Source organism: Kumtagia ephedrae (genome assembly GCF_003012745.1).
Taxonomy (GTDB): domain Bacteria; phylum Pseudomonadota; class Alphaproteobacteria; order Rhizobiales; family Rhizobiaceae; genus Kumtagia; species Kumtagia ephedrae.
Genome location: NZ_PXYK01000004.1, coordinates 195,053 through 220,505, shown reverse-complemented (window position 1 = coordinate 220,505; position 25,453 = coordinate 195,053). Strand labels below are relative to the sequence as shown.

General features: G+C 65.4%; 29 protein-coding genes. 12 read left to right on the top strand and 17 right to left on the bottom strand.

From position 1 onward, the window contains the following. Positions 1-41 precede the first annotated feature (41 nt). Positions 42-185 (bottom strand): hypothetical protein, encoded by a 144-nt coding sequence (locus C7I84_RS29925; protein WP_165815990.1) that lies wholly within the window; start codon positions 183-185, stop codon positions 42-44. Positions 186-370: 185 nt separating this feature from the next. Here C7I84_RS29925 and coaD point away from each other — a divergent pair, with 185 nt between their 5' ends. The 6 genes from coaD (at position 371) to tgt (ending at position 4,772) form a co-directional block, all read left to right on the top strand. Further along, entirely contained in the window at positions 371-871 is a 501-nt protein-coding gene (coaD, locus tag C7I84_RS05690; protein WP_106771184.1) for a pantetheine-phosphate adenylyltransferase, read from the top strand. A 23-nt stretch (positions 872-894) separates the two neighbouring features. Continuing rightward, a complete protein-coding gene (locus tag C7I84_RS05685) occupies positions 895-1,479 on the top strand; it encodes a peptidylprolyl isomerase (protein WP_106771183.1) in 585 nt (194 codons plus the stop codon). Positions 1,480-1,544: 65 nt separating this feature from the next. Beyond that, the gene (locus C7I84_RS05680; RefSeq protein ID WP_106771182.1) at positions 1,545-2,057 is read left to right on the top strand and encodes a peptidylprolyl isomerase; all 513 of its coding nucleotides are present in this window, start codon (positions 1,545-1,547) and stop codon (positions 2,055-2,057) included. Further along, positions 2,057-2,458, top strand: coding sequence for a hypothetical protein (locus C7I84_RS05675; protein ID WP_106771181.1), 402 nt, complete (start codon positions 2,057-2,059; stop codon positions 2,456-2,458). Before C7I84_RS05680 ends, C7I84_RS05675 begins: the two co-directional genes overlap by 1 nt. Beyond that, a complete protein-coding gene (queA, locus tag C7I84_RS05670) occupies positions 2,455-3,531 on the top strand; it encodes a tRNA preQ1(34) S-adenosylmethionine ribosyltransferase-isomerase QueA (RefSeq protein ID WP_106771180.1) in 1,077 nt (358 codons plus the stop codon). Before C7I84_RS05675 ends, queA begins: the two co-directional genes overlap by 4 nt. A 110-nt stretch (positions 3,532-3,641) precedes the next feature. After that, a complete protein-coding gene (gene tgt, locus C7I84_RS05665) occupies positions 3,642-4,772 on the top strand; it encodes a tRNA guanosine(34) transglycosylase Tgt (RefSeq protein WP_106771179.1) in 1,131 nt (376 codons plus the stop codon). A 47-nt stretch (positions 4,773-4,819) separates the two neighbouring features. On the opposite strand, the gene C7I84_RS05660 is transcribed toward tgt, so the two are convergent. From C7I84_RS05660 to moaA, 10 genes are all read right to left on the bottom strand, one after another. Then, a complete protein-coding gene (locus C7I84_RS05660) occupies positions 4,820-5,539 on the bottom strand; it encodes a DNA alkylation repair protein (RefSeq protein ID WP_106771178.1) in 720 nt (239 codons plus the stop codon). Continuing rightward, positions 5,536-6,408, bottom strand: coding sequence for an NAD(P)-dependent oxidoreductase (locus C7I84_RS05655; RefSeq protein ID WP_106771177.1), 873 nt, complete (start codon positions 6,406-6,408; stop codon positions 5,536-5,538). The genes C7I84_RS05660 and C7I84_RS05655 overlap by 4 nt, the downstream gene beginning before the upstream one ends. Positions 6,409-6,463: 55 nt before the next feature. Then, on the bottom strand, positions 6,464-7,294 hold the full coding sequence (locus tag C7I84_RS05650) for an ABC transporter permease (protein WP_106771176.1): 831 nt from the start codon (positions 7,292-7,294) through the stop codon (positions 6,464-6,466). Continuing rightward, complete coding sequence (locus tag C7I84_RS05645) at positions 7,291-8,001, bottom strand: ABC transporter permease (RefSeq protein ID WP_106771175.1); 711 nt, start codon at positions 7,999-8,001, stop codon at positions 7,291-7,293. The genes C7I84_RS05650 and C7I84_RS05645 overlap by 4 nt, the downstream gene beginning before the upstream one ends. A gap of 72 nt (positions 8,002-8,073) precedes the next feature. After that, complete coding sequence (locus tag C7I84_RS05640; protein WP_106771174.1) at positions 8,074-8,862, bottom strand: ABC transporter substrate-binding protein; 789 nt, start codon at positions 8,860-8,862, stop codon at positions 8,074-8,076. Positions 8,863-9,011: 149 nt separating this feature from the next. Next, positions 9,012-9,524, bottom strand: a complete 513-nt coding sequence (gene mobB / locus C7I84_RS05635) for a molybdopterin-guanine dinucleotide biosynthesis protein B (RefSeq protein WP_106771173.1) — start codon at positions 9,522-9,524, stop codon at positions 9,012-9,014. Beyond that, positions 9,521-10,159, bottom strand: coding sequence for a molybdenum cofactor guanylyltransferase MobA (mobA, locus tag C7I84_RS05630; RefSeq protein WP_106771172.1), 639 nt, complete (start codon positions 10,157-10,159; stop codon positions 9,521-9,523). Before mobA ends, mobB begins: the two co-directional genes overlap by 4 nt. 33 nt (positions 10,160-10,192) lie before the next feature. Then, positions 10,193-11,113 carry a DMT family transporter gene (locus C7I84_RS05625; protein WP_106771171.1) on the bottom strand — a complete coding sequence of 307 codons (921 nt, stop codon included), beginning with the start codon at positions 11,111-11,113 and terminating at the stop codon, positions 10,193-10,195. A gap of 111 nt (positions 11,114-11,224) precedes the next feature. After that, positions 11,225-12,574: an adenylate/guanylate cyclase domain-containing protein gene (locus tag C7I84_RS05620; protein ID WP_106771170.1), complete on the bottom strand. Its 1,350-nt coding sequence runs from the start codon at positions 12,572-12,574 to the stop codon at positions 11,225-11,227. A 136-nt stretch (positions 12,575-12,710) separates the two neighbouring features. Continuing rightward, positions 12,711-13,712, bottom strand: coding sequence for a GTP 3',8-cyclase MoaA (gene moaA / locus C7I84_RS05615; protein WP_106771169.1), 1,002 nt, complete (start codon positions 13,710-13,712; stop codon positions 12,711-12,713). A 175-nt stretch (positions 13,713-13,887) separates the two neighbouring features. Here moaA and C7I84_RS05610 point away from each other — a divergent pair, with 175 nt between their 5' ends. The 3 genes from C7I84_RS05610 to C7I84_RS05600 all read left to right on the top strand — a co-directional run bounded on the left by C7I84_RS05610 (position 13,888) and on the right by C7I84_RS05600 (position 15,814). Continuing rightward, positions 13,888-14,238 (top strand): gamma-butyrobetaine hydroxylase family protein, encoded by a 351-nt coding sequence (locus C7I84_RS05610; RefSeq protein WP_106771168.1) that lies wholly within the window; start codon positions 13,888-13,890, stop codon positions 14,236-14,238. Between the two features lie 2 nt (positions 14,239-14,240). Then, the gene (locus tag C7I84_RS05605) at positions 14,241-14,852 is read left to right on the top strand and encodes a pyridoxamine 5'-phosphate oxidase family protein (RefSeq protein ID WP_106771167.1); all 612 of its coding nucleotides are present in this window, start codon (positions 14,241-14,243) and stop codon (positions 14,850-14,852) included. An 89-nt stretch (positions 14,853-14,941) separates the two neighbouring features. After that, the gene (locus C7I84_RS05600) at positions 14,942-15,814 is read left to right on the top strand and encodes a protein-methionine-sulfoxide reductase heme-binding subunit MsrQ (protein WP_245428321.1); all 873 of its coding nucleotides are present in this window, start codon (positions 14,942-14,944) and stop codon (positions 15,812-15,814) included. A gap of 5 nt (positions 15,815-15,819) precedes the next feature. Here the strand turns inward: C7I84_RS05600 and C7I84_RS05595 are convergent, their stop codons facing one another. Next, the gene (locus C7I84_RS05595; RefSeq protein ID WP_106771165.1) at positions 15,820-16,272 is read right to left on the bottom strand and encodes a MarR family winged helix-turn-helix transcriptional regulator; all 453 of its coding nucleotides are present in this window, start codon (positions 16,270-16,272) and stop codon (positions 15,820-15,822) included. Between the two features lie 47 nt (positions 16,273-16,319). On the opposite strand from C7I84_RS05595, the gene C7I84_RS05590 reads away from it, so the two are divergent. Beyond that, positions 16,320-17,228: an alpha/beta fold hydrolase gene (locus C7I84_RS05590; protein ID WP_106771164.1), complete on the top strand. Its 909-nt coding sequence runs from the start codon at positions 16,320-16,322 to the stop codon at positions 17,226-17,228. A gap of 83 nt (positions 17,229-17,311) precedes the next feature. Here C7I84_RS05590 and C7I84_RS05585 read toward each other — a convergent pair whose 3' ends face one another. The 3 genes from C7I84_RS05585 to C7I84_RS05575 are packed head-to-tail and all read right to left on the bottom strand — an operon-like array spanning position 17,312 to position 22,164. Next, positions 17,312-18,871 carry a SpoVR family protein gene (locus C7I84_RS05585; protein WP_106771163.1) on the bottom strand — a complete coding sequence of 520 codons (1,560 nt, stop codon included), beginning with the start codon at positions 18,869-18,871 and terminating at the stop codon, positions 17,312-17,314. After that, on the bottom strand, positions 18,872-20,188 hold the full coding sequence (locus C7I84_RS05580) for a YeaH/YhbH family protein (protein WP_106771162.1): 1,317 nt from the start codon (positions 20,186-20,188) through the stop codon (positions 18,872-18,874). A gap of 26 nt (positions 20,189-20,214) precedes the next feature. After that, positions 20,215-22,164, bottom strand: a complete 1,950-nt coding sequence (locus tag C7I84_RS05575) for a PrkA family serine protein kinase (RefSeq protein WP_106771161.1) — start codon at positions 22,162-22,164, stop codon at positions 20,215-20,217. A 378-nt stretch (positions 22,165-22,542) separates the two neighbouring features. Here C7I84_RS05575 and C7I84_RS29920 point away from each other — a divergent pair, with 378 nt between their 5' ends. Then, positions 22,543-22,710 (top strand): hypothetical protein, encoded by a 168-nt coding sequence (locus tag C7I84_RS29920; RefSeq protein ID WP_165815988.1) that lies wholly within the window; start codon positions 22,543-22,545, stop codon positions 22,708-22,710. A gap of 136 nt (positions 22,711-22,846) precedes the next feature. Here C7I84_RS29920 and C7I84_RS05570 read toward each other — a convergent pair whose 3' ends face one another. After that, positions 22,847-23,521 (bottom strand): HAD family hydrolase, encoded by a 675-nt coding sequence (locus C7I84_RS05570; RefSeq protein ID WP_106771285.1) that lies wholly within the window; start codon positions 23,519-23,521, stop codon positions 22,847-22,849. A gap of 202 nt (positions 23,522-23,723) precedes the next feature. On the opposite strand from C7I84_RS05570, the gene C7I84_RS05565 reads away from it, so the two are divergent. Then, positions 23,724-24,224: a cupin gene (locus tag C7I84_RS05565; RefSeq protein ID WP_106771160.1), complete on the top strand. Its 501-nt coding sequence runs from the start codon at positions 23,724-23,726 to the stop codon at positions 24,222-24,224. A gap of 25 nt (positions 24,225-24,249) precedes the next feature. Here C7I84_RS05565 and C7I84_RS05560 read toward each other — a convergent pair whose 3' ends face one another. Then, positions 24,250-25,248: a LacI family DNA-binding transcriptional regulator gene (locus C7I84_RS05560; RefSeq protein WP_106771284.1), complete on the bottom strand. Its 999-nt coding sequence runs from the start codon at positions 25,246-25,248 to the stop codon at positions 24,250-24,252. Positions 25,249-25,453: the final 205 nt, after the last annotated feature.

Sequence of the window (25,453 nt, the reverse complement as noted above, 5' to 3'; positions counted from 1 at the left end):
GACGAAGACCGGAGCGAAGGTCAGGAAAAGTCCTGCCGTCTCTATCGCCGATCGCCGGCGCCGAAACCCTGGCCGCGCTTGCTGCGGTTCTCTACCTTTATGCGCTCCGCCTCTCCGTGGAGGCTGAAAGCGGTGCCGATCAGCATGGCGAGGGTCATTGCAATGGCGAGCATGTAGATCATCATGGCGGGTTCTCCTGCGGCTGTAACGCGCTTTCCTTCCCTTTGGTTTCAATATGGGGATCAACTTGGCCGGTTGCCGGTGAACCTTTCGTGATCACTGTGTTCATTCCTGGTTCACGGTCGTCCGCCGGTTCCGGGGCGTGCGACGCAATTGCGTTTGCCTCCGGCTGCCGCTAGAAGCTGCGGCCATGACAGAGCGCATCGCCATCTATGCCGGCTCGTTCGACCCGCTGACCAACGGGCATCTCGACGTGCTGAAGGCCTCGCTCGCCGTGGCCGACATCGTGCACGCGGCGATCGGCATCCATCCCGGCAAGAAGCCGCTGTTTTCCTTCGAGGACCGCGTCGGCCTGATCGAGGCGGCGAGCATGACCGAGTTCGGAGAGGATGCCTCGCGCATCAAGGTGGTCTCCTTCGACGGTCTGGTGATCGACGCCGCGCGAACGGTCGGCGCCTCGATCATGATCCGCGGCCTGCGCGACGGCACCGATCTCGACTACGAGATGCAGATGGCCGGCATGAACGAGACCATGGCGCCCGACCTGCAGACCGTGTTCCTGCCGGCCAGCCCCTCGGTCAGGACCATTACCGCCACACTCGTGCGCCAGATCGCGTCGATGGGCGGCAACATCCGTCCCTTCGTTCCCGCCGTCGTCGCCGACGCGCTGGAGAAGAAATTCGAGACGTAACGGGAATTTGGAGAGTTTCTCTGATGAAGTTCACGAGACTTGCCGCGTCGCTCGTCCTTGCCGTCGCCTTGCTCGGTTTCGGTCCCGCACTGGCGGCCGAGCCCGAGAACACCATGATCGTCACTCTGAAGGACGGCGACGTGACGGTTGCGTTGCGACCCGACCTCGCGCCCAAGCATGTCGAGCAGATCAAGGCGCTGGTGCGTGAGGGCGCCTATGACAACGTCGCCTTCCATCGCGTCATCGATGGCTTCATGGCGCAGACCGGCGACGTGCAGTACGGCGACACGGCGAACGGGTACGACCCGGCCCAGGCCGGGACGGGCGGCTCCGAGCGCCCGGACCTGCCGGCGGAATTCTCCAGCGAGCCCTATGTGCGGGGCATAGTCGGCATGGCGCGCGCGCAGGACCCCGATTCCGCCAATTCGCAGTTCTTCATCATGCTCGCGCCCAATCCGGGCCTTAATGGCCAGTACACCGTCGTCGGCCAGGTGGAGAGCGGCATGGATCTGGTCGACAAGATCAAGAAGGGCGATGCCAATCAGAACGGCGTCGTCAGCGATCCCGACCGCATGGTGAAGGTCCGTATCGCCGCGGATGGCAATTAGGCCGCGATCCGCACCCCTCGGCCGAGAGGTCGGTCGAAAAAACCTCGAACGCAAAGGAAACAAGCATGGCCGAGATCAAGGATCGCGAGCAGGCGCTCATCATGGAGACGACCAAGGGCAAGGTGGTGATCGAGCTCTTCCCCGACCTCGCTCCTGGCCACGTCCAGCGCATCAAGGAGCTGGCGCGCGAGGGCGCGTATGACGGCGTGGTCTTCCATCGCGTCATCGACGGCTTCATGGCGCAGACCGGCGACGTCAAGTTCGGTAATTCCTCCAAGCCGAGCTTCAATCCGGGCCGCGCCGGCATGGGTGGCTCCGACAAGCCCGACCTGAAGGCCGAGTTCTCCAACGTCAATCACGGCCGCGGCACCTGCTCGATGGCGCGGGCCCAGAACCCGAATTCCGCCAACTCGCAGTTCTTCATCTGCTTCGGGGACGCCGGCTTCCTCAACCGCCAGTACACGGTCTGGGGCCAGGTGATCGAGGGCATGGAGAACGTCGACAAGGTCAAGCGCGGCGAGCCGGTGCAGGATCCCGACAAGATCGTGTCGCTGAAGGTCGCCGCGGACGTCAAGTGATGGAGCGGACGCTCGCCGCAATCTGCCTGGTGGCCCCGGCGCTGCTATCGGCGCCGGCATACGCCACGGGCGAGCTCACTTGCGGCAACGGCAAGGACGTCTCGATCGACCTGCTCGTCGGCCATGTCGACGTGCTGTCGATCTCGCGTCTTGTCGTGCGTGTCGGCGACAAGACCTGGTCGAGCACCCCCGACAGCTTTCCCGGCCAGCCGATTCTGATCGGGCAGGCTTTCGAGGACGACAAGCACCTGCTGCTCGACATCACCGACGAAGCGGTGAACGAGGTCGTCGGACGGCTGCGCGTGGTCAAGCTGCAGGAAGGCGAGTCTCGCGTCTCCGCCGGCGTGCTCGGCATGAAGGGCGTCGGCGCCTGGGCCGTGGAGTGCTCGGAAGGCGAATGAAGGTCGACCTGTTCGACTTCGAGCTGCCGGAAGACCGGATCGCGCTGCGCCCCGCGGTGCCGCGCGATTCCGCAAAACTGCTGGTCGTGCGGCCGGACAGCGGTCTCGAGGACCGCACCGTCCGCGACCTGCCGGACCTGCTGAAAGCGGGCGACGCGCTGGTCTTTAACGACACAAAAGTCATCCCGGCGCAGCTTCGCGGCATCCGCCGCCGCGGCGACAACCAGGCACATGTCGAGGCGACGCTGCATATGCGCGTCGCGCCGGACCGCTGGCTCGCCTTCCTGCGGCCGGCCAAGCGCGTCGCCCAAGGCGACCGCATCAGTTTCGGCCATGACGGCAATACCTGTTTCCTCGGCGCGCTCGACGCCACGGTCGTGGAGAAGCGCGGGGCCGGCGAAGCGCTGCTCGCCTTCGACCTCTCCGGCCCGGTGCTCGACGAGGCGCTGCATCAGGTCGGCCATATCCCGCTGCCACCCTACATCGCCTCGAAGCGCGACGACGACGCCCGCGATCTGGTCGACTACCAGACCGTCTACGCGCGTGAAGAGGGCGCGGTGGCCGCGCCCACGGCGGGGCTGCATTTCACGCCAAAACTTTTCGCCGCGCTGGATGCCGCCGGCATCGAGCGGCATTTCGTGACCCTGCATGTCGGCGCCGGCACTTTTCTTCCCGTCAAGGCGGAGGACACGGCCGACCACAGGATGCATGCCGAGCGCGGAGAGGTTTCGGCCGACACAGCCGCGGCGCTCAATGCGGCGCGGGCGCGGGGCGGGCGCGTCGTCGCCGTCGGCACCACGTCGCTGCGCCTGCTCGAAAGCGCCGCGGACGAGGCCGGCATCGTCCAGCCGTGGTCCGGGGAGACATCGATCTTCATTACGCCGGGCTACCGTTTCCGGGCGGTGGAGGTGCTGATGACCAATTTCCACCTGCCCCGCTCGACCCTGTTCATGCTGGTCTCGGCTTTTAGCGGCCTCGACACCATGCGCGCGGCCTACCGGCATGCCATCGAAAACGGCTATCGTTTCTATTCCTACGGCGATGCGGGGCTTCTCTTTCGCCGGGAGCCGTGACATCGATCACGGCGCCGCGCTGGCCAAAACTATAATGTACGGCTGCATTCGCTCCCGGACCTCGCTCGACCGGCAGGCGGCCGATGCGGCCGTCCACGACAAGGAATACGATGACTGAGACGTTCGGCTTCAGGGTGCTCGCGACAGACGGACTGGCCCGGCGCGGGGAGGTTTCCATGCCGCGCGGAAAAATTCGCACGCCGGCCTTCATGCCGGTCGGCACCGGCGGAACGGTCAAGACCATGTATATGGACCAGGTGCGGGCGCTGGGGTCCGACATCATCCTCGGCAACACCTACCACCTGATGCTGCGGCCGGGCGCCGAACGCGTCGCTCGGCTGGGCGGACTGCATCATTTTTCGCGCTGGCCGCATCCAATTCTCACCGATTCCGGCGGGTTTCAGGTGATGTCGCTGGCAAAATTGCGCAAGCTCGACGAAAAAGGGGTCACTTTTCGCTCGCATATCGACGGCGCCGCCTACGAAATGTCGCCGGAACGCTCGATCGAGATCCAGGGCCTGCTCGGCTCCGACATTCAGATGCAGCTCGACGAATGCATTGCCCTGCCGGGCGAGGAGAAGGATATCGAGCGCGCCATGGAGCTGTCGCTGCGCTGGGCCGAGCGCTGCAAGGCGGCTTTCGGCGATCAGCCGGGCAGGGCGATGTTCGGCATCGTCCAGGGCGGCGACAAGGCGCGGCTGCGCGAGCGCTCGGCCACGGCGCTGAGCGAACTCGGCCTGAAAGGCTATGCCGTCGGCGGGCTTGCTGTCGGCGAGCCGCAGGCGGTCATGCTCGACATGCTGGAGGCGACCTGCCCGGAGTTGCCGGCCGACAAGCCACGCTACCTGATGGGCGTCGGCACACCCGACGATATCCTGAAGTCGGTGGCGCGTGGCATCGACATGTTCGACTGCGTGATGCCGACCCGTGCCGGCCGCCACGGCCTGGCCTACACCCGGCGCGGCAAGGTCAATCTGCGCAACGCCCGCCACGCCGACGATCCGCGCCCGCTCGATGAGGAGAGCGACTGCCCGGCCTCGCGCGACTATTCGCGCGCCTACCTGCACCATCTGGTGCGCTCGCAGGAGGCGCTCGGCGCGATGCTGCTCACCTGGAACAATCTTGCCTACTATCAGCGGCTGATGCAGGATATTCGGGCAGCCATCGAGGCGGGCGAACTCGCGGAACGGTCCGCGCTGATCAGCGAGGGCTGGGCGAGGGGCGACCTGCCGCCGGTGTGAAAAGGCGCACGCGGGCGAGCCTTGAAGGACGCGCGGCAAGCAGGCCGTCAGCGCGCCTTCTTTGCCAACCGCTCGAGCGTCTTCGGGCTCTTCAGCTCCCTTACTGCGTCCTTGCCGTTCCAGCGGGCGGTCTTGTCGGGCGAGGCCGCCAGCCTTTCGGCGAGTTCCAGAGCAGCGGCATGGAGCCTCGCTGAACGTTTGCCGATCGAGCGCAATGCCCAGTTGGCGGCCTTTTTGACGAAGTTGCGCGGGTCGGTGGCATGCTGCTCGATCAGCCTGAGGAAGCCGAGGAAAGTCTCTTCCGGCTCCTGCTTCCGGTGCACCACCGACCAGGCGATCATGGCGAAGGCGGTGCGGCGCACGAACTCGCGCTCGTCGGCGGCAAACTCCTCGATCAGCGTGCGCCAGTGGTCGGTGTCGACGAACAGGTCGGAAACGCCGTCGACGATGTCCCAGGAATCAAAGGACGCGGCCCAAGACCTTGCATCGTCGGCGGAAAAGCGCCTGGGATCGGCCGTGACGGAGGCGATGAACTGCGCCTCCATGATGCCGCTCGCCCACAGCGCGAAGGCGCGCTCATGGTTGCGCTTGATCCTTTTGGCGATCTGCCGCTGCACGCCGTGGGAGATGCCGAGCGCCCGCTCGATACGGATGCCGTAGCGCAGCATGCCCTGCCGGTTCGCTTCCGAACCGATCGATTTCAGGTAGGAAATGACCTCGTCGGCGGTGGACGCCGGCGACAGCTCGGCGACTGCCGAGCCGGTCATTTCTTCTCCAGCCTGGCCAGCAGCGAGGAGGTGTCCCAGCGCCGGCCACCCATCTGCTGGACTTCCTTGTAGAACTGGTCGACCAGCGCGGTCACCGGTAACCTGGCGCCGTTGCGGTCCGCTTCTTCAAGGCAGATCTTGAGATCCTTGCGCATCCAGTCGACAGCGAAGCCGAAATCGTATTTGCCGGCGTTCATGGTCTTGTGGCGGCTCTCCATCTGCCAGGAGCCGGCCGCACCCTTGGAGATCACTTCGACGACCTTTTCCACGTCCAGCCCGGCCTTCTTGCCGAAATGGATGCCTTCAGCGAGGCCCTGCACAAGGCCGGCGATACAAATCTGGTTGATCATTTTGGTGAGCTGGCCGGCGCCGGCAGGCCCCATCAGCCCGACCATGCGCGCATAGGCGTCGATGACCGGCCTGGCTTTTTCGAAATCCTTCTCGTCGCCGCCGACCATGACGGTCAGCACGCCGTTCTCGGCGCCGGCCTGGCCGCCGGAGACGGGCGCGTCAAGGAAACCGAAGCCACCGGCGGTTGCCTTCTCCGACAGCTCGCGCGCTACCTCGGCCGAGGCAGTGGTGTTGTCGATGAAGATCGAGCCCTTTTTCATCGCCTGGAAGGCGCCGCTCTCGCCGGTCGTCACCTCGCGCAGGTCGTCGTCATTGCCGACGCAGGAGAAGACGAAATCCTTGCCGGTGGCCGCCTCCCTGGGGGTGGGCGCCAGCGCGCCGCCGTGCTCTGCCACCCATTTCTCGGCTTTCGCACTGGTACGGTTATACACCGTCACGTCATGCCCGCCCTTGTGCTTCAGGTGGGCGGCCATCGGGTAGCCCATCACGCCGAGACCGAGAAATGCGACTGAAGCCATGCCAAATCCTTTCGTCCGAGAACCGATTCCCGACCCTTATGGCAGAAAATCGGCGTCAGCGCTTCAGGTGACGCGTGATCCGGCGCTCGATCCATTCGGTGCCGTGCCGCAACACCTCGACCATGGCGAGATAGATCACCCCGGCCCAGATATAGGTCTGGTAGTCGAAGCTGCGCGAGAAGGCGAGGCGGGTTTGCCCCATCAGGTCGAGAACGGTGATGAGCGCCACTACCGCGGAACTCTTGATCATCAACACGACCTCGTTGCCGTAGGGACGCAGCGCCACGATCAGCGCCTGCGGCAGGACGACCTTCCAGAGTGTCTGCAGCTTGTGCAGTCCGAGCGAGGCGGCGCCCTCCCACTGGCCGCGCGGCACCGCCTGGATAGCGCCGCGCAGGATTTCGGCCTGGTAGGCGGCGGTATTCAGGGTGAAGGCGAGGATGGCGCAGTACCAGGCTTCCCGGAAGAAACTCCAGAGGCCGACCATTTCCAGTTGCGGCCGGAAGGAGCCGAGCCCGTAATAGATGAGGAAGGTCTGGGCGATCAGCGGCGTGCCGCGGAAGAAATAGACGAAACCGTACGCAAGGGACGACAGCAGCCGGTTGCCGGACATGCGGCCATAGGCGACGGGCACGGACAGCACAGCGCCGAGCACGAGCGAGATCGCGCACAAGGACAGCGTAGTCCAGAGGCCGGCGAGATAGGCCGGCGCCCAGCGCCAGAACAGTTCCGGGTTCCAGGCGGCGACCAGATAGGCCACGAGGCAGAGCCCGGCCACCGCCCAAAGCGCAACGAGAATGGTGCCGACGATGCGCTCGCGCGGCCACCCGCGGTTTACGCGAGGCGGAAGGTCGAGATCAACGGCTTCCCGCGCAGCGGTGCTCATCGCGGGCTCCGCTCATCGACGGCACGTTCGATCGCCCTGATGCCGTAAGACGACAGGACGGCCAACGCCAGGTAGAACAACACGGCGACCCCGAAGAAGAGGAACGGCTCGCGCGTCACGCGCGCCGCTATGCCGGCCTGGCGCAGGATGTCGGACAGGCCGATCGCCGAGACGAGAGCCGTGTTCAGGAGCAGGACCAGCCAGAGATTGGCCAGGCCGGGCAGGGCGATGCGGATCAGCTGCGGCAGCACGACGAGGCGCATCGTCTGGCCCTTCGACAGGCCGATCGAATAGCCGCCTTCATACTGGCCATGCGGGATGGCCCGGAACGCAGAAAGGAACACTTCGCTGGCATAGGAGGAAAGCACCACGCCCAGCGCCACCATGCCGGCGATGAAGCTGTTGACATCCATGGCCGCGTCCGGCCGGAAAAGTTTTATGAGGCTCTGAAACCCGATCTGCGCGCCGAAATAGACCAGAAACAGGGTCAGCAGTTCGGGCAGGCCGCGGAAGATGGTGGTGTAGATGTTGCCGGCGAGCCGCAGCGTCGGCTCGCTCGATTGCTTGGCAAGCGCGACGAAGAAGCCGACGAGAAGCCCCAGCGGAAGCGTCGCCAGGGCAAGCGAGACGGTGATGAACGCACCATAGGCAATGTCGTCCAGCCAGCCTTCGGGACCCCAACTGAGCAGCGTCCAGGTGCTCTGCATCGGCAACGGTTCTCAGTTTCCGTCGGGCTGCCCGGCAAGCGGCGGGAATGCCCGCCGCCTGCCGACTTGCTATCAGGATTCGGCGCCGTAGACGTCGAAGCCGAAATACTTGTCGTTGATTTCCTTGTATTTTCCGTTGGCACGGATCGCCTTGATGGCAGCGTTGAACTTTTCGACCAGGCCGGTCTCGCCCTTGCGCACGGCGATGCCGGCGCCTTCGCCGAAGATCTCGACGGGCTGCGGCGCAGGCTGGCCGATGATCTTGCAGCAGGCGCCGTCGGAGGTCTTCAGCCATTCCTCGAGCACGCTGACGTCGTCCTCGACGGCGTCGAGACGACCGTTGGCGAGATCGAGCAGGAACTCCTGGCTCGTCGGATAGCCCTTGATCTCGGAGTCGGTGAAGGTCTGCGTGGCATAGTTGAAGTGGGTGGTCGAGGTGGCGACGCCGATGGTCTTGCCGGCCAGATCTTCCTTGGTCACGCCCTTGAGATCGGAATCCTTCGGGCCGGCAATGGCCGACGGCGTGTTGTAGTATTTCTGGGTGAAGTCGACCTTCTGCTTGCGCTCGTCGGTGATCGACATCGAGGCGATGATGGCGTCGAACTTGCCCGCCTGCAGCGCCGGGATGATGCCGTCCCAATCCTGGGTGACGAACTCGCACTTGACCTTCATCTCGTCACAGAGCGCGTTGGCGATGTCGATGTCGAAGCCTTCCAGCTTGCCGTCGGCGGTCAGGTTGTTGAAGGGCGGATAGGCGCCTTCGGTGCCGATCTTCAGGGTCTCCTGCGCGTTTGCCGCGCCAAGGGACGCCGCCAGCGCGGCTGCCGATACCGCCAGGGCGATACGTGTCATGATACGCATGTCGTTCCTCTCTGTTTCGGCCCGCCCGTTCCCTTAGGCGTGGCCAGCGGCGCAAGAAAGCGCCTGCATCGACGGATATTCCCACTGTTTTTGCTTAAAAAGCAATCGCAAACCACTCGCGACCTTAGTGCATGCGACGCGACGCAACGTCAGTTTCGGACAAGACCGGTCACGTTTTCCACAAAATCGGCTATCGCCGTCACATCGTCCAGGGCGAACACCGGCAGGCCGGTTCCGGTGACGGCGTGGTCGGCGGCGATGGCGACGATCGCCGGGTCGCCGGGCGCCAGCGGCTCTCGGCTCCTGGCCTCGAGCCGCCGCACCTCGATCTTCTTGTGCCGTTCGCGCTTGTATCCCTCGACCAGGACGAGGTCGCAGGGCGACAGCCTGGCCAGGATAGCGTCGAGATCGGGCTCGGCGTCGCCGCGCAGCTCGTGCATCAGCGCCCAGCGCACGCCCGACACGATGGCGACCTCGCCGGCGCCGGCGGCGCGATGGCGGAAACTGTCGGTTCCGGGCTGGTCGATGTCGAAGGCGTGATGAGCATGCTTGACCGTCGACACCGTCCAGCCGCGGCGGGCGAACTCCGCCACCAGCCGTTCGGTCAGGGTGGTCTTGCCGGAATTCTTCCAGCCGGTGATGCCGAACACGCGCTGCGTCAAGGGCCAAAAATCTCCGCGAGCCGCCGGGCCTCGGCAAGATCGTCCGGCGTGTTGACGTTGAAGAAGGGATCGAGCTCGACGCCCGCACCGACGACCGGCGCAAACGCCACGTCGATGCCTCCGTGCCGATCGATGAAGGTGTTGACGCGGCCGCTGCCCTCTTGCGTCAGGAAGCGTTCAAGGTCGTCGGCGAGAGCGACCGGCCAGAGCGCGAAGACCGGATGGCGGCGCCCGCCGCTTGTCGCCACGGCGATGCGGTCGGGCGTTTGCGAAGTTGCCGCAGCGAGCCGTTGCGCAAGATCGGCCGGAAAGAAGGGCGTGTCGCCCGCGACCGTCAGCACGCTTTCGCAGCCGGGCCGGTGCGCCGCCCAGCGGATGGCGGCGAGCACGCCGGCCAGCGGGCCGGCAAAGCCGGGCACCGTATCCGGCAGCATGGGAAGGGCGTAGTCCGCGAAACGCGCCGGGTCGCCATTGGCGCTGATCGCCAGCGCATCCACTTGCGGGCGAAGCCGGTCGACGACGAGGCGCAGCATCGTCCTTCCGTCGAGCCGCAGCAGCGGCTTGTCGCCGCCGCCCAGGCGGCTGGAGCGTCCGCCGCACAACACCACGCCTGAGATGCCGTCCTCGTGCCTCATCCTGTCCCGCGTGCGTCCTGCGGCTGCGACGGCTCAGAGCCCGTCGGGCGCCATCTGCGGCGCGGTGCTGCGGGCCGCAGGCAGCCGCGCGCCGACCACACGCTCGCGATACAGCATGTAGAGCCCGGACGCCACGATGATGGAGGAGCCGACGATCATCGGCAGGTCGGGAACCTCGCCGAACATCAGAAAGCCCAGCAGGATCGCCCACAGCAGCGATGTGTATCGGAACGGCGCGATGAAGGAGATGTCGCCGGTGCGCATGGAGCGGATGATGAACTGGTAGCCGACGAAGAGCAGGACGGCGGCGGCGGCGAGGGTGACGATCTCCCAGGTCTCGACCGGCTTCCAGCCGCCGAAGGATGGCACCAGCGCGGCGCCCGCGACAGCGACGACCGCCGCCGTCATCATCGAGACGAGCAGCGTCGGCACATGATCTGGCACGGCGCGGGTGGTGAAGTCGCGGACGGTCGCGCACAGCACGGCGGCGAGCACCAGCAGCGAATAGACGCTGAAGCCGGCGAAGCCCGGGCGGATGACGATGAGCACGCCGACAAAGCCGCAGGCGACCGACAGCCAGCGCCGCCAGCCGACCGGCTCGCCGAGAAACAGAGCCGCGCCGACCGTGACGGCGAGCGGCAGCGCCTGCAGGATCGCCGAGACGTCTCCGATCGGCAGATGAGCGAGGGCGACCAGGAAGAAGACGGTCGCGCCGAGTTCGCACAAAGACCGCAGCAGCACCAGCGGATGAAAGAGCAGGCGGGACATCCGCAGAGCGCCCTGGTGCCAGGCGAACAAGGTGATCAGCAAGGTGGCGAAGGCGCCGCGGATGAGCATGATCTGGGCGACGTTCATGCCCTCGGACACATATTTGACGAGCGCGTCGTTGAGCGTGAAGCCGGCCATGGAGACCACCATGAACAGCGCGCCGGCAAGGTTGGGGGACAGGGCCACGAGGCAGGATTCCAATGTGCGGGTGAGGGCGGCTTAGCGTCCTGGCGCCGGGGCGGCAATGTGCATGCCGTCCTCACATGCTGATCCAAGGCGGCGCCGCCGCGGATTGCCTCAGCCGGGCAGGATCCACACGTCCACCGAAGCGTCGCGGCCGCGCACCGAGACCGCCTCGACCTGCACGAGGCCGGCGAGTGGGTTGTCGCCGCCGGCCGGCGCGACGCGCCGCACCAGCGCATCGCCGACGCAGATCGAGGCGTCCAGTTCGCGGCACGCCACCTGCAGGCGGCTCGCCACGTTGCACGTGTCGCCGATGACGGCGAAGGACAGGTTGCGCTCGCTGCCGATGGCGCCGAGTACCACCGGTCCATACTGGCAGCCGATACGCACGTCGACCGGCGCGAAGCCGGCGCGCTGCCGCTCGTGGTTCCAGAGGTCGAGCGCGTCGCGCATGGCGCGGGCGCAGCGCAGCGCATGGGTGGCGTCGTCGTCGCTGGGGCGCGGAATGCCGAAGGTCGCCATGATGCAGTCGCCGATATAGTTGTCGACGGTGCCGCCATTGTCGAACACCACCTGCTCCATGCGCCGGTGGAACTCGCGCAGCATCTCGAACACCTGCTCGGCCGGGTGTTCCTCGGCGTAGTTGGTGAAGCCGACGATGTCGGCGAACAGCACCGCCACCTCCTGGCGGCGCACCGGGCCGAATGGCTCGTCGGCGGCGGCCAGCGCGTCGACGACATTGGGCGAGAAATGGCGGGCGAGGTTGAAGCGGGCGCGCTCGGCGCGGGTGTAGTCCTCGGCGAGCGCGCGCGTGCGCGCCACCACCGCGGCGATGATGCCGGCGATGATCAGGATGACGGCGATGTTGGTCGCCTGTTCGACGATGTCGACGAAATGCGGATTGAGGTGGAGGCGCAGGCGCTCGCCGACGCTGATCCCGGCCATCGGCCGCGCCGCGACGATGGTGCCCGGCTGCGCGATCACCCACAGGATCGCCGCCGTCCAGCAGAGCGCTGCCGCCGTGCCGAGCCAGGCGGCCAGCCGCGGCGACAGCGTCAGCGCGCCCAGGCAGACGAAGATCAGCAGATATTTGAAGCCGCCCTCGCGCAGCATCATGGCCTGCGGCAGCGCGTCGTGGTGGAACGGATTGGGCGCCACCACCACGACGGTCAGCACCACGATGTTGAGCGTCCCGAGCACGAGCCCCAGCCAGATCGGCTGCAGGCCGCGGCGGACGAGCAGGTAGTTGAGCAGGTTCACCAGCAGGAAGAATGCCAGGATCGAGAGGGAATAGCCGAAGGCGGCGTCCCATTTGCTCAGCGCCGCGAACAGGATGGCGACCCCGAGGATGGCTCCGGAGGTGACCCAGAACTGCCAGCGCGCACCCTGCCGCTCGGCGCGCGACAGCAGCGAGACGAGGCGCTCCCGGCGCCGTTCGGCGAGATTGCTCTTTTGCGGCTTCATCGTGGTGTCATACGGCGTCGCTACCCGTTGCGGGCCGCGATCCGTCTGCATGATTCATTGATCTGAAAATTGGAAGATGCCGCTAGCGCCGCAGCGGCACCGAAGTCCAGTCAAAACTTCTGATGGAAATGCGCGTTCAGCCGCCGGTCACGCTCATGTGGCGGGAAACGGCGGGTTTGCGCGTGCGCCGGTCGATCACGAAGTCGTGACCCTTCGGCTTGCGGCCGATGGCGTCGTCGATCGCCGCCGCGACACGCTCGTTGCCTTCCGAGGCGCGCAGCGGGATGCGCAGGTCGGCCGCGTCCTCCTGGCCAAGGCACATATAGAGCGTGCCGGTGCAGGTCAGCCGGACGCGGTTGCAGCTCTCGCAGAAATTGTGGGTCATCGGCGTGATGAAGCCGAGCCGGCCGCCCGTCTCGGCGACCTCGACATAGCGGGCGGGGCCGCCGGTCTTGTAGGGGATGTCGGTCAGCGTGAACTGCCGCTCGAGTTCGGCGCGCAGCAGCGACAGCGGCAGGTACTGGTCGGTGCGATCGGCGTCGATCTCGCCCATCGGCATGGTCTCGATGACGGTCAGGTCCATGCCGCGCCCATGCGCGAAGCGTAAAAGCTCGGGGATTTCGCGGTCGTTGAAGTCCTTCAGCGCCACCGCGTTGAGCTTGACGTGGAGGCCGGCGGCCTGGGCGGCGTCGATGCCGGCCATGACGCGGTCGAGATTGCCCCAGCGGGTGATCGTGTGGAACTTGTCCGCATCGAGCGTGTCGAGCGAGACGTTGATGCGTTTGACGCCGCAATCGGCGAGCTCGGCGGCGAAGCGGGCGAGCTGCGAGCCGTTGGTGGTGAGCGTCAGCTCCTCCAGCGCGCCGCTGTCGAGATGGCGCGAGATCTGGCGCACCAGATGCATGATGTTCTTGCGCACCAGCGGCTCTCCGCCGGTGAGCCTGAGCTTGCGCACGCCCTTCTCGATGAAGACCGTGGTCAGCCGGTCGAGCTCTTCCAGCGACAGCAGGTCCTTCTTCGGCAGGAAGGTCATGTCCTCCGCCATGCAATAGGTGCAGCGGAAGTCGCAGCGGTCGGTGACCGACACGCGCAAATAGGTGATGGCGCGGCCGAACGGGTCGATCATGTCCGCTTGCATCACTCTCGCATTCCTCCAGGTCATGGACCGCTATATACCACTATGTCGTACGAGTGCATGCGACAATCAAGACATGTCTGCCGTTGCATTGGTCGTGAAATTCGTCCGGGGTGCTGGGAGTGGTCTGCGTCTTGGCATAAGAAGTCGGGCAGACGTAGGAGAAAGCACACCGAAAATGACAGCCCCCTCCGAACTCCGGGTTTCCAAGGACCGCAGGCTGCTGACGGTCACTTACCCCAATCATGCGCCCTTCGCGCTGCCTGCCGAGCTTTTGCGTGTGCTGTCGCCCTCTGCCGAGGTGCAGGGTCATTCGCCCGAGCAGCGCGTCACGGTGCCGGGCAAGCGCAACGTCGCCATCCTCAAGGTCGAGCCGGTCGGCAACTACGCTGTGCGCATCACCTTCGACGATTTTCACGATACCGGCATCTTCACCTGGCAATACTTGCACACGCTGGGACATGAGAAGGACGAGCGCTGGCAGGACTACCTCGCCGAGCTCGAGGAAAAGGGACTTTCGCGGGATTGAACATGCCGATCATCGAAAGCGTGGAGCAACTGGAAACCCTGTACGGCCGGCCAGGCGAGACCTCGCTGGTGAAGGAGCTCGACCGGCTCATTCCCGAATACGCGGCCCTGATCGAGGCCTCGCCTTTCGCGGCGCTGGCAACCAGCGGCCCGGAAGGGCTCGACTGCAGCCCGCGCGGCGATCTCAGCGGTTTCGTGCGCATCCGCGACGAGAAGACGCTGCTGATGCCCGACCGGCACGGCAACAACCGGGTCGATTCGCTGCGCAACATCGTGCGCGACGGCAGGGTGGGGCTGCTGTTCCTCATTCCCGGTTCCGGCACCACGCTGCGCGTCAACGGACGGGCGGTGGTCGACGTCGATCCGGAGCTTTGCGCCAGCCTTGCGGTGGATGGCAAGCCGGCGCGATCGGTTGTCGTGATAACCATCGAGGCCGTCTATTTTCAGTGTGCGCGGGCGATCCACCGGTCGGATCTGTGGAACCCGCGGAAGCACGTCGATGCCGATAGCCTGCCGACCCCGGGAAAGATCCTGGCTAGGACCAGCGCGGCGCGGATCGACGGCGACGCCTACGACCGCGAATGGCCGGAGCGGGCGAAGAAGACAATGTGGTGAGGGGGCTTGTCTCCGGCGGACGGCTTCACCCACTCGTGATGAAGCCGTCCGGTAACAGTTCCGCCGCCATCGGCGTATAGGCTGTCGTGATGGCAGCTTCGGCAAAAATGCCCTGGAACGACCGTGCGGGCCGGTTCTCGGCCTTGAAGGCGGTGGTGTTTGCCGGACTGTTCGTGCCGGCTGTCCTGCTCGCCTGGTCTTGGGTCGCGGGAGCGCTGGGGCCGCGCCCTGTGACGGAGGCGATCCACGAGACCGGCGACTGGGCGATCCGCCTGCTGTTCATCTCGCTCGCCGTGACGCCGCTGAGGCGCATCGCCGACTGGCCTAAGCTGATCGTGGTGCGCCGCATGATCGGCGTCGCTGCGCTATTTTATGGGCTCGCGCATCTCGGGCTCTATGTGATCGACCAGAATCTCGACCTTGCCCGCGTCGCCTCCGAGATCACGCTGAGGATCTATCTCACCATCGGCTTCGTGGCACTGACGGGGCTGGTGATCCTGGGCGCAACCTCGACGGACGCGGCCATCAAGAAGCTCGGGCGCAAATGGAACCGCCTGCACAAGGTGGTTTACGCGATCGGCATTCTGGCGGCCCTGCACTTCTTCATGCAGACCAAGGCCGACGTCTACGAGGCGACGCTGATGAGCGGCCTGTTCGTGCTGCTGATGGGGTACCGTCTCGCGCATTGGCGCGGCTTCAGCCTGGCGTCGCCGATCGTGCTGATCTCGGCCGCGGTGCTGTCGGCCCTTGCCACCGCCGCGCTCGAATATGCCTGGTACGGCTTTGCCACCGGTATCCCGCCGTTGCGGGTGCTCGCCGCCAATCTGCAATTCGCTTTCTCGGTGCGGCCGGCCTGGTGGGTGCTGGCGATCGGTGCGGCCATTGCAGTCGTACCGATATTGCGGCCGATGATCGGCGGCAGCGCGTCCAGCCGGCGCCCTGCGCGGGCGCCGGCGGAGTAGGGCGCTCAGTCGATCTTCAGCACTTCGACGATGCGGCGCATGTGCTCGCCGACGAGGTCGCATTCGCTGGGCGAAAAGGCCGCCATCACCTTCTCTATGAGTGCGGTGTGCACCTTGAGCGCCTCCTGCAGGAGCGCCTCGCCCGCCTCCGTGAGCGTCAACCGCAGCACACGGCGGTCCTTCTCGTCGCCCTCGCGCCGCAGCAGTCCACGGCTTTCGAGCTGCGGCAGCAGCATGGTGATGTTCGAGCGGCCGACCAGCAGCCGCCGGGCGAGCTCGTGCTGCGACATTCCGGGATGGCGGTGGAGATTCATCAGCACGTCGAGCTGCGCCGGCTTGAGATCGAGCGGCTGCAGCGCCGCTCCCAGCGCCCGCTCCACGGCATGACAGGCACGCGCCACCGATACCCAGTTGCGGAAGCGCGGATTGTCCCAGGGAAGGTCTTGCGTATTGTTCATTCTTGAACTAATCTGTTCACACTTGAACTGATTGATGGATGCGGATTATGGCATCTTTGGGTTTTCGGGTCACCCGCACGCTTTTCCGTCTCGGCGACACGGTGGCGCCCGGCCTAGCCGGCAGGGCCGCCTTTGCGCTGTTCGCGCGCACGCCCCATCCGCGCAGGCAGACCGAGGGCGAGCGCAAGGCGGTCATGCGGGGCGCCGCCTTCATGCAGACGGCGCGGCATCACAGGCTCAAGGCCGGGCCGGATTGCTTTGTCGTGCACGAGTTCCGGCCGCAGCCGGGCACCGAAATCGGGCGGGCGCTGGTGATCCATGGCTGGCGCTCGCGCACCGAATACATGCAGGCGGTGATCGAGGGCCTGAACAAGGCGGGATTTCGCGTCTATGCGGTCGACCTGCCCGGCCATGGAGCTTCAACGGGGCGGCGCCTGACGATGATGAAGGCGGTGGCCGCGGTGGGCCAGGCGGGCCAATGGTTCGGTCCGTTCGACGTCGTCGCCGGGCATTCCTTCGGCGGCGCCGTCGCGGTCAATGCCGTCGCCGGGGTGCTCCCCGGCGTGCCGCCGCTGCAAGCCGGGCGGCTTGTGCTGATCGCCGCTCCGAATTCGATGGCCGAACTGCTCGACGATTTTTGCCGGTCGGTCGGGCTTGGCGGCCGCTCGCGCGAGGCCATGGTCGGGTGCATCGAACGGATCGCGCAGTGCCGGCTCGACGCGTTCACCGGATCGCGGCAGCTTGCCGCCGCAAACGCGCCGGCGCTGGTCGTCCATGCGCCTGAAGATCGGGAGGTGCCGGCAGCCGATGCGCGTGCTTATGCAAGTGCCGGCTCCCACGTGGCGCTGCATTGGGCGCCGGGGCTCGGTCATCGTCGAATCCTTTCGGATCCAGGCGTGGTGGCGCGAATCGTATCGTTCGCGCGGCAGCCATTGGCGCTCGCGCTGGCCGGCTGAGCGCAGGTCCGCGCTTTTTTCCCGGGCCTGGTGTCGGCTACGGGAAGACGTCCGCCATGGGGCCCAGGCGCCCGGCGCAGCCGCTACGTCGATGCCTGCTTGGTCGAATGCTCGTAGAGCATGGCGCCGGTTTCGGCATCGACGCCGGCGAGGCTGACGTCGTAGCCCCACAGTTCCTTGATGTGCCGCAGGGTCGCCTCGCGGCTCTCCTTCTCCAGCAACACGCCGTTCTTGACCGTCTGCTGCAGCCGCAGCAGCCTGTCGCCCAGCAGATCGACATCCACCACCTGGATGTCCGGCCGCGTCATCCCGATGTCGTAGCCGTTGGCGAGCGCGCTGCGCACCTTCTCGTAGCCGCGCTCGTTGTGGATCGAGGCGACTTCGAAATGCTGCTCCTGCGCGCTGTCGTCCAGCACGAAAAGCCGCCATTTGCGGATCAGTGCCGGACTCAGATACTGCCGGATGAAGGATTCGTCGCGGTGATTGGCCCAGGCCTCCAGCAGCGTCTCGCGCCAGTCGCCATTGCCGGCGATGTCCGGGAACCAGTCGCGGTCCTCCGCGGTCGGCTCCATCGAGATGCGCTGGATGTCCTGCATCATGGAAAAGCCCAGGGCGTAGGGATTTATGCCGGAAAAGCGCGGATCGTCGAAGCCGGGCTGGAAGACGACATTGGAGTGGTTGCGCAGGATCTCCAGCATCGCGCCTTCGCCGATGCGGCCCTGGTCGAACAGCGTGTTCATGATGGTGTAGTGGACGAAGGTGGCGCAGCCCTCGTTCATCACCTGCGTCTGCCGCTGCGGGTAGAAATATTGCGCGATCACGCGCACGATGCGCAGCAGCTCGCGCTGCCAGGGCTCCAGCACGAGGCTGTTCTTCTCGAGGAAATAGAGCAGGTTTTCCTCGGGCAGGTTGAGCGACTTCTTGCGCTCTGAGACGCTGCGATCCTCGTCGCGCTCGCCCCCGTCGCCCTTGGAGCGCGGCAGGGTGCGCCACAGGTCGTTGAAGGTGCGCTCCTCATATTCCAGCCGCTCGCGCAGCCCCTCGCGTTCCTTCTCGGACGACAGCCGGGGAGGGCGCCGATAGCGGAACACGCCTTGCTCCATCAGCGCATGGGCGGCGTCGAGGACGCGCTCGACGGCGGCGAGCCCGTGCTTTTCCTCGCAGCGGACGATGTAGCTCTTGGCGAAATCGAGATAGCTCAGGATCGCCGCGGCATCGGTCCATTGCTGGAATAGATAGTTGTTCTTGAAGAAGTGATTGTGGCCGAAGGCGGCATGCGCGGTCACCAGCGCTTGCAGCGCCATGGTGTTTTCTTCCATCAAATAGACGATGCAAGGGTCGGAATTGATGACGATCTCATAGGCGAGGCCGCGCAGGCCCTTGCGGTACAACTGCTCGTGATAGAGGAAATGCTTGCCGAAGGACCAGTGCCGGTACATCAGCGGCATGCCGACCGAGGAATAGGCGTCGAGCATCTGCTCCGACGAGATGATCTCGAGCTGGTTGGGGTAGACGTCGAGGCCGAGATCGTCGAGGGCGATGGTCTCGATGGCGTCATAGGCGCGCGACAGCTTCTCGAAGCTCCAGTCGGAGTCGGAAAACAGCAGTCGGGATCTCTCTCCCCGCCTTGGCGTCGGGTTCATTCAGCCGCCCTTCTGCGTCTGTTGCTTGGCGAAAAGCTGGCGGAAGACCGGATAGATATCGGCCGGACGGGCGATGCGGGTCATCTGGAAGTTCGGACAGCTGTCGCCGATCGAACGGTAGGCGCGCCACAGCGATGTGCCGTTGTCGGTGGCACCGAAGATGTGGCGCTCGCGCTCGTCGATGATCTCCACATAGGCGAAATACTGGCACAGCTTCATGATCTCGCCTTCGAGAAGCGAGATGCAGCGCTCCGAATCGGTCGCGAAATTGTCGCCGTCCGAGGCCTGGGCGGCGTAGATGTTCCATTCCCGCGGCGGGTAACGCTCGGCGATGATGCGGCGCATCTCCTCCAGCGCGGTCGAGACCACCGTGCCACCACTCTGGGTGCTGTAGAAGAAGGTTTCTTCGTCCACCTCATGCGCCTCGTGGGTATGGCGGATGAAGACGATCTCGGTGCGGTCGTAGCGGCGCTTGAGGAACAGATGCAGCAGCACGAAGAAGCGCTTGGCGAGGTCCTTCTCGCGCTCGCCCATCGAGCCCGAGACGTCCATGAGGCAGAACATGACGGCCTTGGCGGTCGGGATCGGCTGCGGGTCGAAGCGGTTGAAGCGGATGTCGACGGGATCGACATAGCCGATCAGCTTGCGCCGCCGTGTCAGCCTGTCGAGCTCTTCGCGCAGTTCCGCGATGCGTTGCCGCATGGCCTGGCCCGGCACGGGATTCGCCTCGAGTGCCTCGATCTCCGCCGCCAGCGCGTCCAGTTCGGCCTGGCGCGGCCGCTTCAGCGCGATGCGGCGGCCGTGGCTGTTGCGCATGGTGCGCCCGACATTGATATTGGTCGGCGCGCCGGTCCTGGCGAAGCCGGCGCGGCGCGGCTTGTAGGCGAGAACCTCCTTGAGGTTGAGCTTGACCATGTCGGGCAGTTCGAGATCTTCGAAGAACAGGTCCAGCACCTCCTCGCGCGACAGCACGAAGCGGAAGTCGTCCTCGAACTCGCGCTGGGACAGGCCGGGGCCGGGCGAGCCGCCCTGGCCGCCGCCCGGCTTCGGCAGGCGATCGCCGGGCATGAACTCCTTGTTGCCGGGAAGGATGTGGTGGCGGCGGCCGCTGTCGCGGGCGTTCTCGAAGGTCGGCTCACCGGTGCCCTTCGCCGGCATGGAAACGCTGTGGTCGGCGTCGACGTCGGCGATCTTGCCTGTCCTGATCTGGTCGCGGATGGTGCGCTTCAGCTCCTCGCGCGCACGTCGCAGGAAGCGCTGCCGATTGCCGAGGCTCTTGTCCTTCGGATTGAGCCGGCGGTCGATAACATTCGGCATGAAGCCCGCCTTACGCCGGGCGGGCGTCAACCCGCCTTGTTTACCCGCATGTACCAGTCCACCAGCCGCCGCACCTGACGCTGGGTGTAGCCGCGCTCGACCATGCGCTGCACGAACTCGGAATGCTGCTTCTCCGTCACGCTATCCTTCTTGGAGCCGAAGCTGATGACCGGAAGCAGATCTTCCACCTGACCGAACATGCGCTTCTCGATCACCTCGCGCAGCTTCTCGTAGCTGGTCCATGACGGATTGCGGCCGTTGTTGCGGGCACGGGCACGCAGCGTGAACTTCACCACCTCGTTGCGGAAGTCCTTCGGGTTGGCGATGCCGGCCGGCTTCTCGATCTGCGACAGCTCGCTGTCCAACACCTCGCGGTTGAATATCTGGCCGGTGTCCGGATCCTTGTAGTCCTGGTCCTCGACCCAGGCGTCGGCATAGGCGATGTAACGGTCGAACAGGTTCTGGCCGTATTCGCTGTAGGATTCCAGATAGGCCTTCTGTATCTCGTGGCCGATGAACTCGGCATAGCGGGAGGCAAGCTCCGACTTGATGTAGTCGAGATAGGTCTGCTCGGTCTCCTTCGGGAACTGCTCGCGCCGGATCGCCTGCTCGAGGATGTACATCAGATGCACCGGATCGGCGGCGACCTCCTTGGTGTCGTAGTTGAAGGTCTGCGACAGGATCTTAAAGGCAAAGCGCGTGCTGATGCCGGTCATGCCCTCGTCGACGCCGGCGGCGTCGCGATACTCCTGCACCGACTTCGCCTTGGGATCGATCTCCTTCAGGTTCTCGCCGTCATAGACCCGCATCTTGGTGTAGAGCGGCGAGTTCTCGTGCGGCGTGAGGCGGGTCGACACGGTGAAACGGCTGAGGATGTCGAGCACCTCCGGCGCGCACGGGCTGCTGGCCAGCTCGCTCTCGCGTAAGAGCTTCTCGTAGATGTATTTCTCCTCGGTGACGCGCAGGCAATAGGGCACTTTGACCACCAGGATGCGGTCGAGGAAGGCCTCGTTGTTCTTGTTGTTCTTGAACTGCAACCATTCCGACTCGTTGGAATGCGCGAGCACGATGCCCTGATAGGGGAACGAGCCGAAGTTCTCGGTGCCGTTGTAGCTGCCTTCCTGGGTCGCCGTCAGCAGGGGGTGCAGCACCTTGATCGGCGCCTTGAACATCTCGACGAACTCGAGCAGGCCCTGCGTCGTGCGGTTGAGGCCGCCGCTGTAGGAATAGGCGTCGGGGTCGGACTGGCTGAAATTCTCGAGCTGGCGGATGTCGACCTTGCCGACCAGGGCGGAAACGTCCTGGTTGTTCTCGTCGCCGGGTTCGGTCTTGGCGATGCCGATCTGGCGCAGCCTGGACGGCATGAGCTTGACGACACTGAATTTCGAGATGTCGCCGTTGATCTCGTCGAGGCGCTTGGCCGCCCAGGGCGAGATCAGGCCGTTCAGCCGTCGCCGCGCGATGCCGTACTTGTCTTCGAGCAGGTCGGCCATCCGCTCCGGATGGAACAGGCCGAGGGGCGATTCGAAAACCGGGCTGATCTCGTTGCCGATCTTCAGCGTGTAGATCGGCCGTGCCTCCATCAGCTTCTTGAGGCGCTCGGCGAGCGACGACTTGCCGCCGCCGACCGGACCGAGCAGATAGAGGATCTGCTTGCGCTCCTCCAGCCCCTGCGAGGCGTAGCGGAAATAGCCGACGATCCGCTCGATCGTATCCTCCATGCCGTAGAATTCGGCGAAGGACGGATACATCTTGATGGTGCGGTTGGCGAAGATTCGCCCCAGCCGCTCATCGGAGCTGGTGTCGATCAGCGTCGGCTCGCCGATGGCGTCCACCATCCGCTCCGCCGCCGTGGCGTACATCGACTTGTCCTCGCGGCAGGCCAGGAGATATTCCTGGAGGCTCATCTCCTCCCGCGCAGCGTGGGTGTAAATCTCCGAAAAGAGATCGAAGACATCGGAATCTTTGCCGCCCATGGCAACCTCGCAAAGTACCCGTCTCGTCGCCTGGTGATTGTACCCGAGATCAACTGATTCGCGACCCTATAGTTCCTTCACATTGCGGCGAGAATCGTGCAGCCGCGAAGGACCGTTCGACAACCGGCAAATTGTATCGCCGCCGCCATTTCGGCGGTGATGGTAAACGCCGGCCTTTCGAGCTAGACGGGAGGAACATGCGTCTTATCAACAATTTGGCATCACGCGTTCTTCCCTGGATTGCAAGGAGGGCTTGCAGCACGGTCGGAGGCCCCGACAAGGCTCGCATAAAGTCTTGCGGATGCCCGCGATGCGATGGATAGTCGCAGAAGCAGGTGAATCGCCGTTTGCCAGGCGTTTGCGGGGGGAAATTCTCGGATGCGTTCGACACTCATTCTCGTCGGCTTGCTGTTGACGGTCGTCGGTCTGTCGGCCTGCCAGGGCAGCACCGGAGCGCAGATACACAACCCGCCGATCTGCACGCCGCGCGCGCAGGACGCCGGCCACTGCTACGGCTTCGCGCTTCCCTCCAATCCCGGCGTATAGCTGCGCTTGGCAGCGGTTTTCTCGTGGAAGAGATTCCGCCCGGCCTGCTGCCGACATTCCCGGGCTGCCGCTCCGTGAGGGGTCTACGAGAACGAGCCAGCCCGACCAGCCGAACCTCTCTTCCTGAGGACGTGCGTCACCGGCGTCCGCCGACCTCGTCGATATGCTCGAGCAGGTCGGCCGGATCCTCGTAGACGCGGATGGCTCCGGACTGCCTGAGTTCGTCGGAACCATAGCCGCCGCTGAGCAGGCCGACGCCCAGCGCCCGGCAGCGGGTCGCCGCAAGCATGTCCCAGATGCTGTCGCCCACCACCATGGCGGTCTCGATCGGCGCGCCGAGCCGTTCGGCGGCGGCGGTGAACAGGTCCGGATCGGGCTTTGCGTAACGGACCTGGTCGCGGGTCACCACCGGGACCTTGTCGGGATCGACGCCGAGTGCCGCCAGGTTGACGGCGGCCGTCTCCATGCGGCCGCTGGTGGCAATGGCCCAGGGAATGCCTTCCTCCGTCAGCCAGGACAGCAGCTCGCGTGCACCCGGCAGCGGACGGATGGAGCCGGCATAGCGCCGGTAGGCCTCGGCGTGGTTGTGCCGCAGCCGCTCGACGCGCACCTCGTTGATCTCCAGATCGGTCTCGCGCAGGAGTTGATTGGTGAACAGGCCGCCGCTCATGCCGATCTTGCGATGGATGCGCCAGACCGACAGGTCGATGCCTTCGGCGTCGAGCGCCTCCTTCCAGGCGAGCACGTGCTGATAGACGCTGTCGACCAGCGTCCCGTCGAGGTCGAAGAGGAACACCGGTTCGATACGCATGCTGAGATCCTCGCTGTCGTCGGGCGAATCGCGGGGCGGCCGCAACCGCTCCGTGTCGATAAATAGAGTATGCGCCAACGGTTGGAGTCCCGGCAGGGGAAAATTGATGTGCCGGTTTGTCTTGTGGCGAAGCGCTGATGGAGCCGGCGGCGCAGGGAACGAAGTTGAACCTTGGCGGTTTGGCGCGCAGGATGAGCTTGCCATGATCCAACCCGAAGTCCTGCAACTCGGCCGCAACGGCTGGATGCCGAACAATCCGCGGCTGCCGGTGCTGCTCTACCGCGGCGCCGTGGCCGCTTCCGACAATGATCCAGCGGCCGTGTTCGAAGCCATGTTCGAACGCAATGGCTGGCCGCCGTCCTGGCGCAACGGCGTCTTTGCCTATCACCACTATCACTCGACGGCGCATGAGGTGCTGGGCTTTGCCCGGGGCGGCGCGCGGCTGATGCTGGGCGGACCCGGCGGCCGGGAAGTCGATGTGGTAGCCGGCGACGTGGCGCTGCTTCCCGCCGGCACCGGGCACTGCCGGCTCGACGCCAGCAGCGGTTTTCTCGTTGTCGGCGCCTATCCGCCCGGCCAAAGTCCCGATCTTCTCCGCGAAGCGCCGAGCGAGGCGATGGTCGAGCGCATTGCCGGCCTGGGCTTTCCCGATACCGACCCGGTCACCGGCGGAGCGCTCGCCGCCCACTGGCGCAAGCACTGAAGGTTCTCTCGCGGTCGCGGCCCCTTCAGCGGCGTGCCGGCGCGCAGGAGTTTCGGATCATCAGGCGCCCACGCAGGGTGACGACCCGCGGCTCGGCCGGCGCCTTGCCGCCCAGGCGATCGAGCATCAGCCGCGCCGCCTGCTCGCCGATTGCCTGGACCGGCTGGGCGATGGTCGTCATCTGCGGCTGGAACACGTCGGCCCAGGCGAAGTCGTCGAAGCAGGCGACGGAAATATCATCGGGGCAGGTCAGGCCGAGATCGCGGAGGGCCTTCATGGCGCCCACCACCATCGGGTTGTTGGCGGAGAAGATCGCAGTCGGCCGGTCGGGCAGCATCAGGAGCTGCATGGCGGCCCTGTAACCATCGGCCTCGTGGAAATCGCCCAACCGCACCAGCTCGTCCGAAACGGCAAGCCCCGCCGCCTCCATCGCCCGGCGATAGCCTTCGCCGCGCTCGCGGATGGTGGAGACGTCGACGTCTCCCGAGATGTAGCCAATGCGGCGATGGCCGAGACCGATCATGTAGCTGATCGCCTCGAAGACGGCCTGCCTGTTATCGAGCACGACGGCGTCGGTCTCGACACCCCGGCAGAGGCGGTCGATCAGCACGACCGGCACGCTGGCGCCGCCGATGATCTCCCTGAATTTTGCGTCGTCGCCGACCCGCGCCACGATGAGACCGTCGACCATGCGGTCAAGCAGCAGCCCGATCTGGTCGTCCTGATTATGCAGATGCTCGTCCGTGCAGAACAGCATCACCGCATAGCCCGCGCGGTCGAAGGCCTGCTGGATCACCGACACGACCTCGGTGAAGAACGGGTTAGTGATGTGCGGGACAGTGAGCCCGATGGTGTGCGTGGTGCCCATCTTGAGGCTGCGGGCGATGGCGTTGCGCTTGTAGCCGATGTCGCGGATGGCCGTCTCGATGCGCTGCCTGAGCTCGGCGCTGACGTTGGCCGAGCCGTTGACGAAGGCCGAGACGGTGGCGATCGAAACGCCGGCGGACTGCGCCACGTCGATCATCGTCGGTGCGCTCGATTTCCTGGTACGCCGCCTGATCTCGTCCATTATTCCGAAACGTTTTGGAACTCTTCCCGCAGCAGGACTAGGAGAAATTCACGGAAAACGCAAGGGAAGGGTGGTGTGTGGCGTAGCGCGGCCATTCTCCGGGCGGGGTTCCTGTTGACATCTCCGAAACGTTTAGATTAGCGTGAGCGAGCATTCAGCA

What these genes read in the sequence shown, in the direction of transcription:
- C7I84_RS05560 (WP_106771284.1), bottom strand. Translation starts at nt 25,248, where the DNA reads ATGATCGACGTGGCGCAGTCCGCCGGCGTTTCGATCGCCACCGTCTCG.
- C7I84_RS05685 (WP_106771183.1), top strand. Translation starts at nt 895, where the DNA reads ATGAAGTTCACGAGACTTGCCGCGTCGCTCGTCCTTGCCGTCGCCTTG.
- queA (WP_106771180.1), top strand. Translation starts at nt 2,455, where the DNA reads ATGAAGGTCGACCTGTTCGACTTCGAGCTGCCGGAAGACCGGATCGCG.
- C7I84_RS05655 (WP_106771177.1), bottom strand. Translation starts at nt 6,408, where the DNA reads ATGGCTTCAGTCGCATTTCTCGGTCTCGGCGTGATGGGCTACCCGATG.
- moaA (WP_106771169.1), bottom strand. Translation starts at nt 13,712, where the DNA reads ATGCAAGCGGACATGATCGACCCGTTCGGCCGCGCCATCACCTATTTG.
- C7I84_RS05650 (WP_106771176.1), bottom strand. Translation starts at nt 7,294, where the DNA reads ATGAGCACCGCTGCGCGGGAAGCCGTTGATCTCGACCTTCCGCCTCGC.
- C7I84_RS05680 (WP_106771182.1), top strand. Translation starts at nt 1,545, where the DNA reads ATGGCCGAGATCAAGGATCGCGAGCAGGCGCTCATCATGGAGACGACC.
- mobA (WP_106771172.1), bottom strand. Translation starts at nt 10,159, where the DNA reads ATGAGGCACGAGGACGGCATCTCAGGCGTGGTGTTGTGCGGCGGACGC.
- C7I84_RS05660 (WP_106771178.1), bottom strand. Translation starts at nt 5,539, where the DNA reads ATGACCGGCTCGGCAGTCGCCGAGCTGTCGCCGGCGTCCACCGCCGAC.
- C7I84_RS05645 (WP_106771175.1), bottom strand. Translation starts at nt 8,001, where the DNA reads ATGCAGAGCACCTGGACGCTGCTCAGTTGGGGTCCCGAAGGCTGGCTG.
- C7I84_RS05600 (WP_245428321.1), top strand. Translation starts at nt 14,942, where the DNA reads ATGGCAGCTTCGGCAAAAATGCCCTGGAACGACCGTGCGGGCCGGTTC.
- C7I84_RS05675 (WP_106771181.1), top strand. Translation starts at nt 2,057, where the DNA reads ATGGAGCGGACGCTCGCCGCAATCTGCCTGGTGGCCCCGGCGCTGCTA.
- C7I84_RS05575 (WP_106771161.1), bottom strand. Translation starts at nt 22,164, where the DNA reads ATGGGCGGCAAAGATTCCGATGTCTTCGATCTCTTTTCGGAGATTTAC.
- tgt (WP_106771179.1), top strand. Translation starts at nt 3,642, where the DNA reads ATGACTGAGACGTTCGGCTTCAGGGTGCTCGCGACAGACGGACTGGCC.
- C7I84_RS05580 (WP_106771162.1), bottom strand. Translation starts at nt 20,188, where the DNA reads ATGCCGAATGTTATCGACCGCCGGCTCAATCCGAAGGACAAGAGCCTC.
- C7I84_RS29920 (WP_165815988.1), top strand. Translation starts at nt 22,543, where the DNA reads ATGCGTTCGACACTCATTCTCGTCGGCTTGCTGTTGACGGTCGTCGGT.
- C7I84_RS05620 (WP_106771170.1), bottom strand. Translation starts at nt 12,574, where the DNA reads ATGAAGCCGCAAAAGAGCAATCTCGCCGAACGGCGCCGGGAGCGCCTC.
- C7I84_RS05640 (WP_106771174.1), bottom strand. Translation starts at nt 8,862, where the DNA reads ATGCGTATCATGACACGTATCGCCCTGGCGGTATCGGCAGCCGCGCTG.
- C7I84_RS05570 (WP_106771285.1), bottom strand. Translation starts at nt 23,521, where the DNA reads ATGCGTATCGAACCGGTGTTCCTCTTCGACCTCGACGGGACGCTGGTC.
- C7I84_RS05610 (WP_106771168.1), top strand. Translation starts at nt 13,888, where the DNA reads ATGACAGCCCCCTCCGAACTCCGGGTTTCCAAGGACCGCAGGCTGCTG.
- C7I84_RS05585 (WP_106771163.1), bottom strand. Translation starts at nt 18,871, where the DNA reads ATGAACCCGACGCCAAGGCGGGGAGAGAGATCCCGACTGCTGTTTTCC.
- coaD (WP_106771184.1), top strand. Translation starts at nt 371, where the DNA reads ATGACAGAGCGCATCGCCATCTATGCCGGCTCGTTCGACCCGCTGACC.
- C7I84_RS05565 (WP_106771160.1), top strand. Translation starts at nt 23,724, where the DNA reads ATGATCCAACCCGAAGTCCTGCAACTCGGCCGCAACGGCTGGATGCCG.
- C7I84_RS05595 (WP_106771165.1), bottom strand. Translation starts at nt 16,272, where the DNA reads ATGAACAATACGCAAGACCTTCCCTGGGACAATCCGCGCTTCCGCAAC.
- C7I84_RS05605 (WP_106771167.1), top strand. Translation starts at nt 14,241, where the DNA reads ATGCCGATCATCGAAAGCGTGGAGCAACTGGAAACCCTGTACGGCCGG.
- C7I84_RS05590 (WP_106771164.1), top strand. Translation starts at nt 16,320, where the DNA reads ATGGCATCTTTGGGTTTTCGGGTCACCCGCACGCTTTTCCGTCTCGGC.
- C7I84_RS29925 (WP_165815990.1), bottom strand. Translation starts at nt 185, where the DNA reads ATGATGATCTACATGCTCGCCATTGCAATGACCCTCGCCATGCTGATC.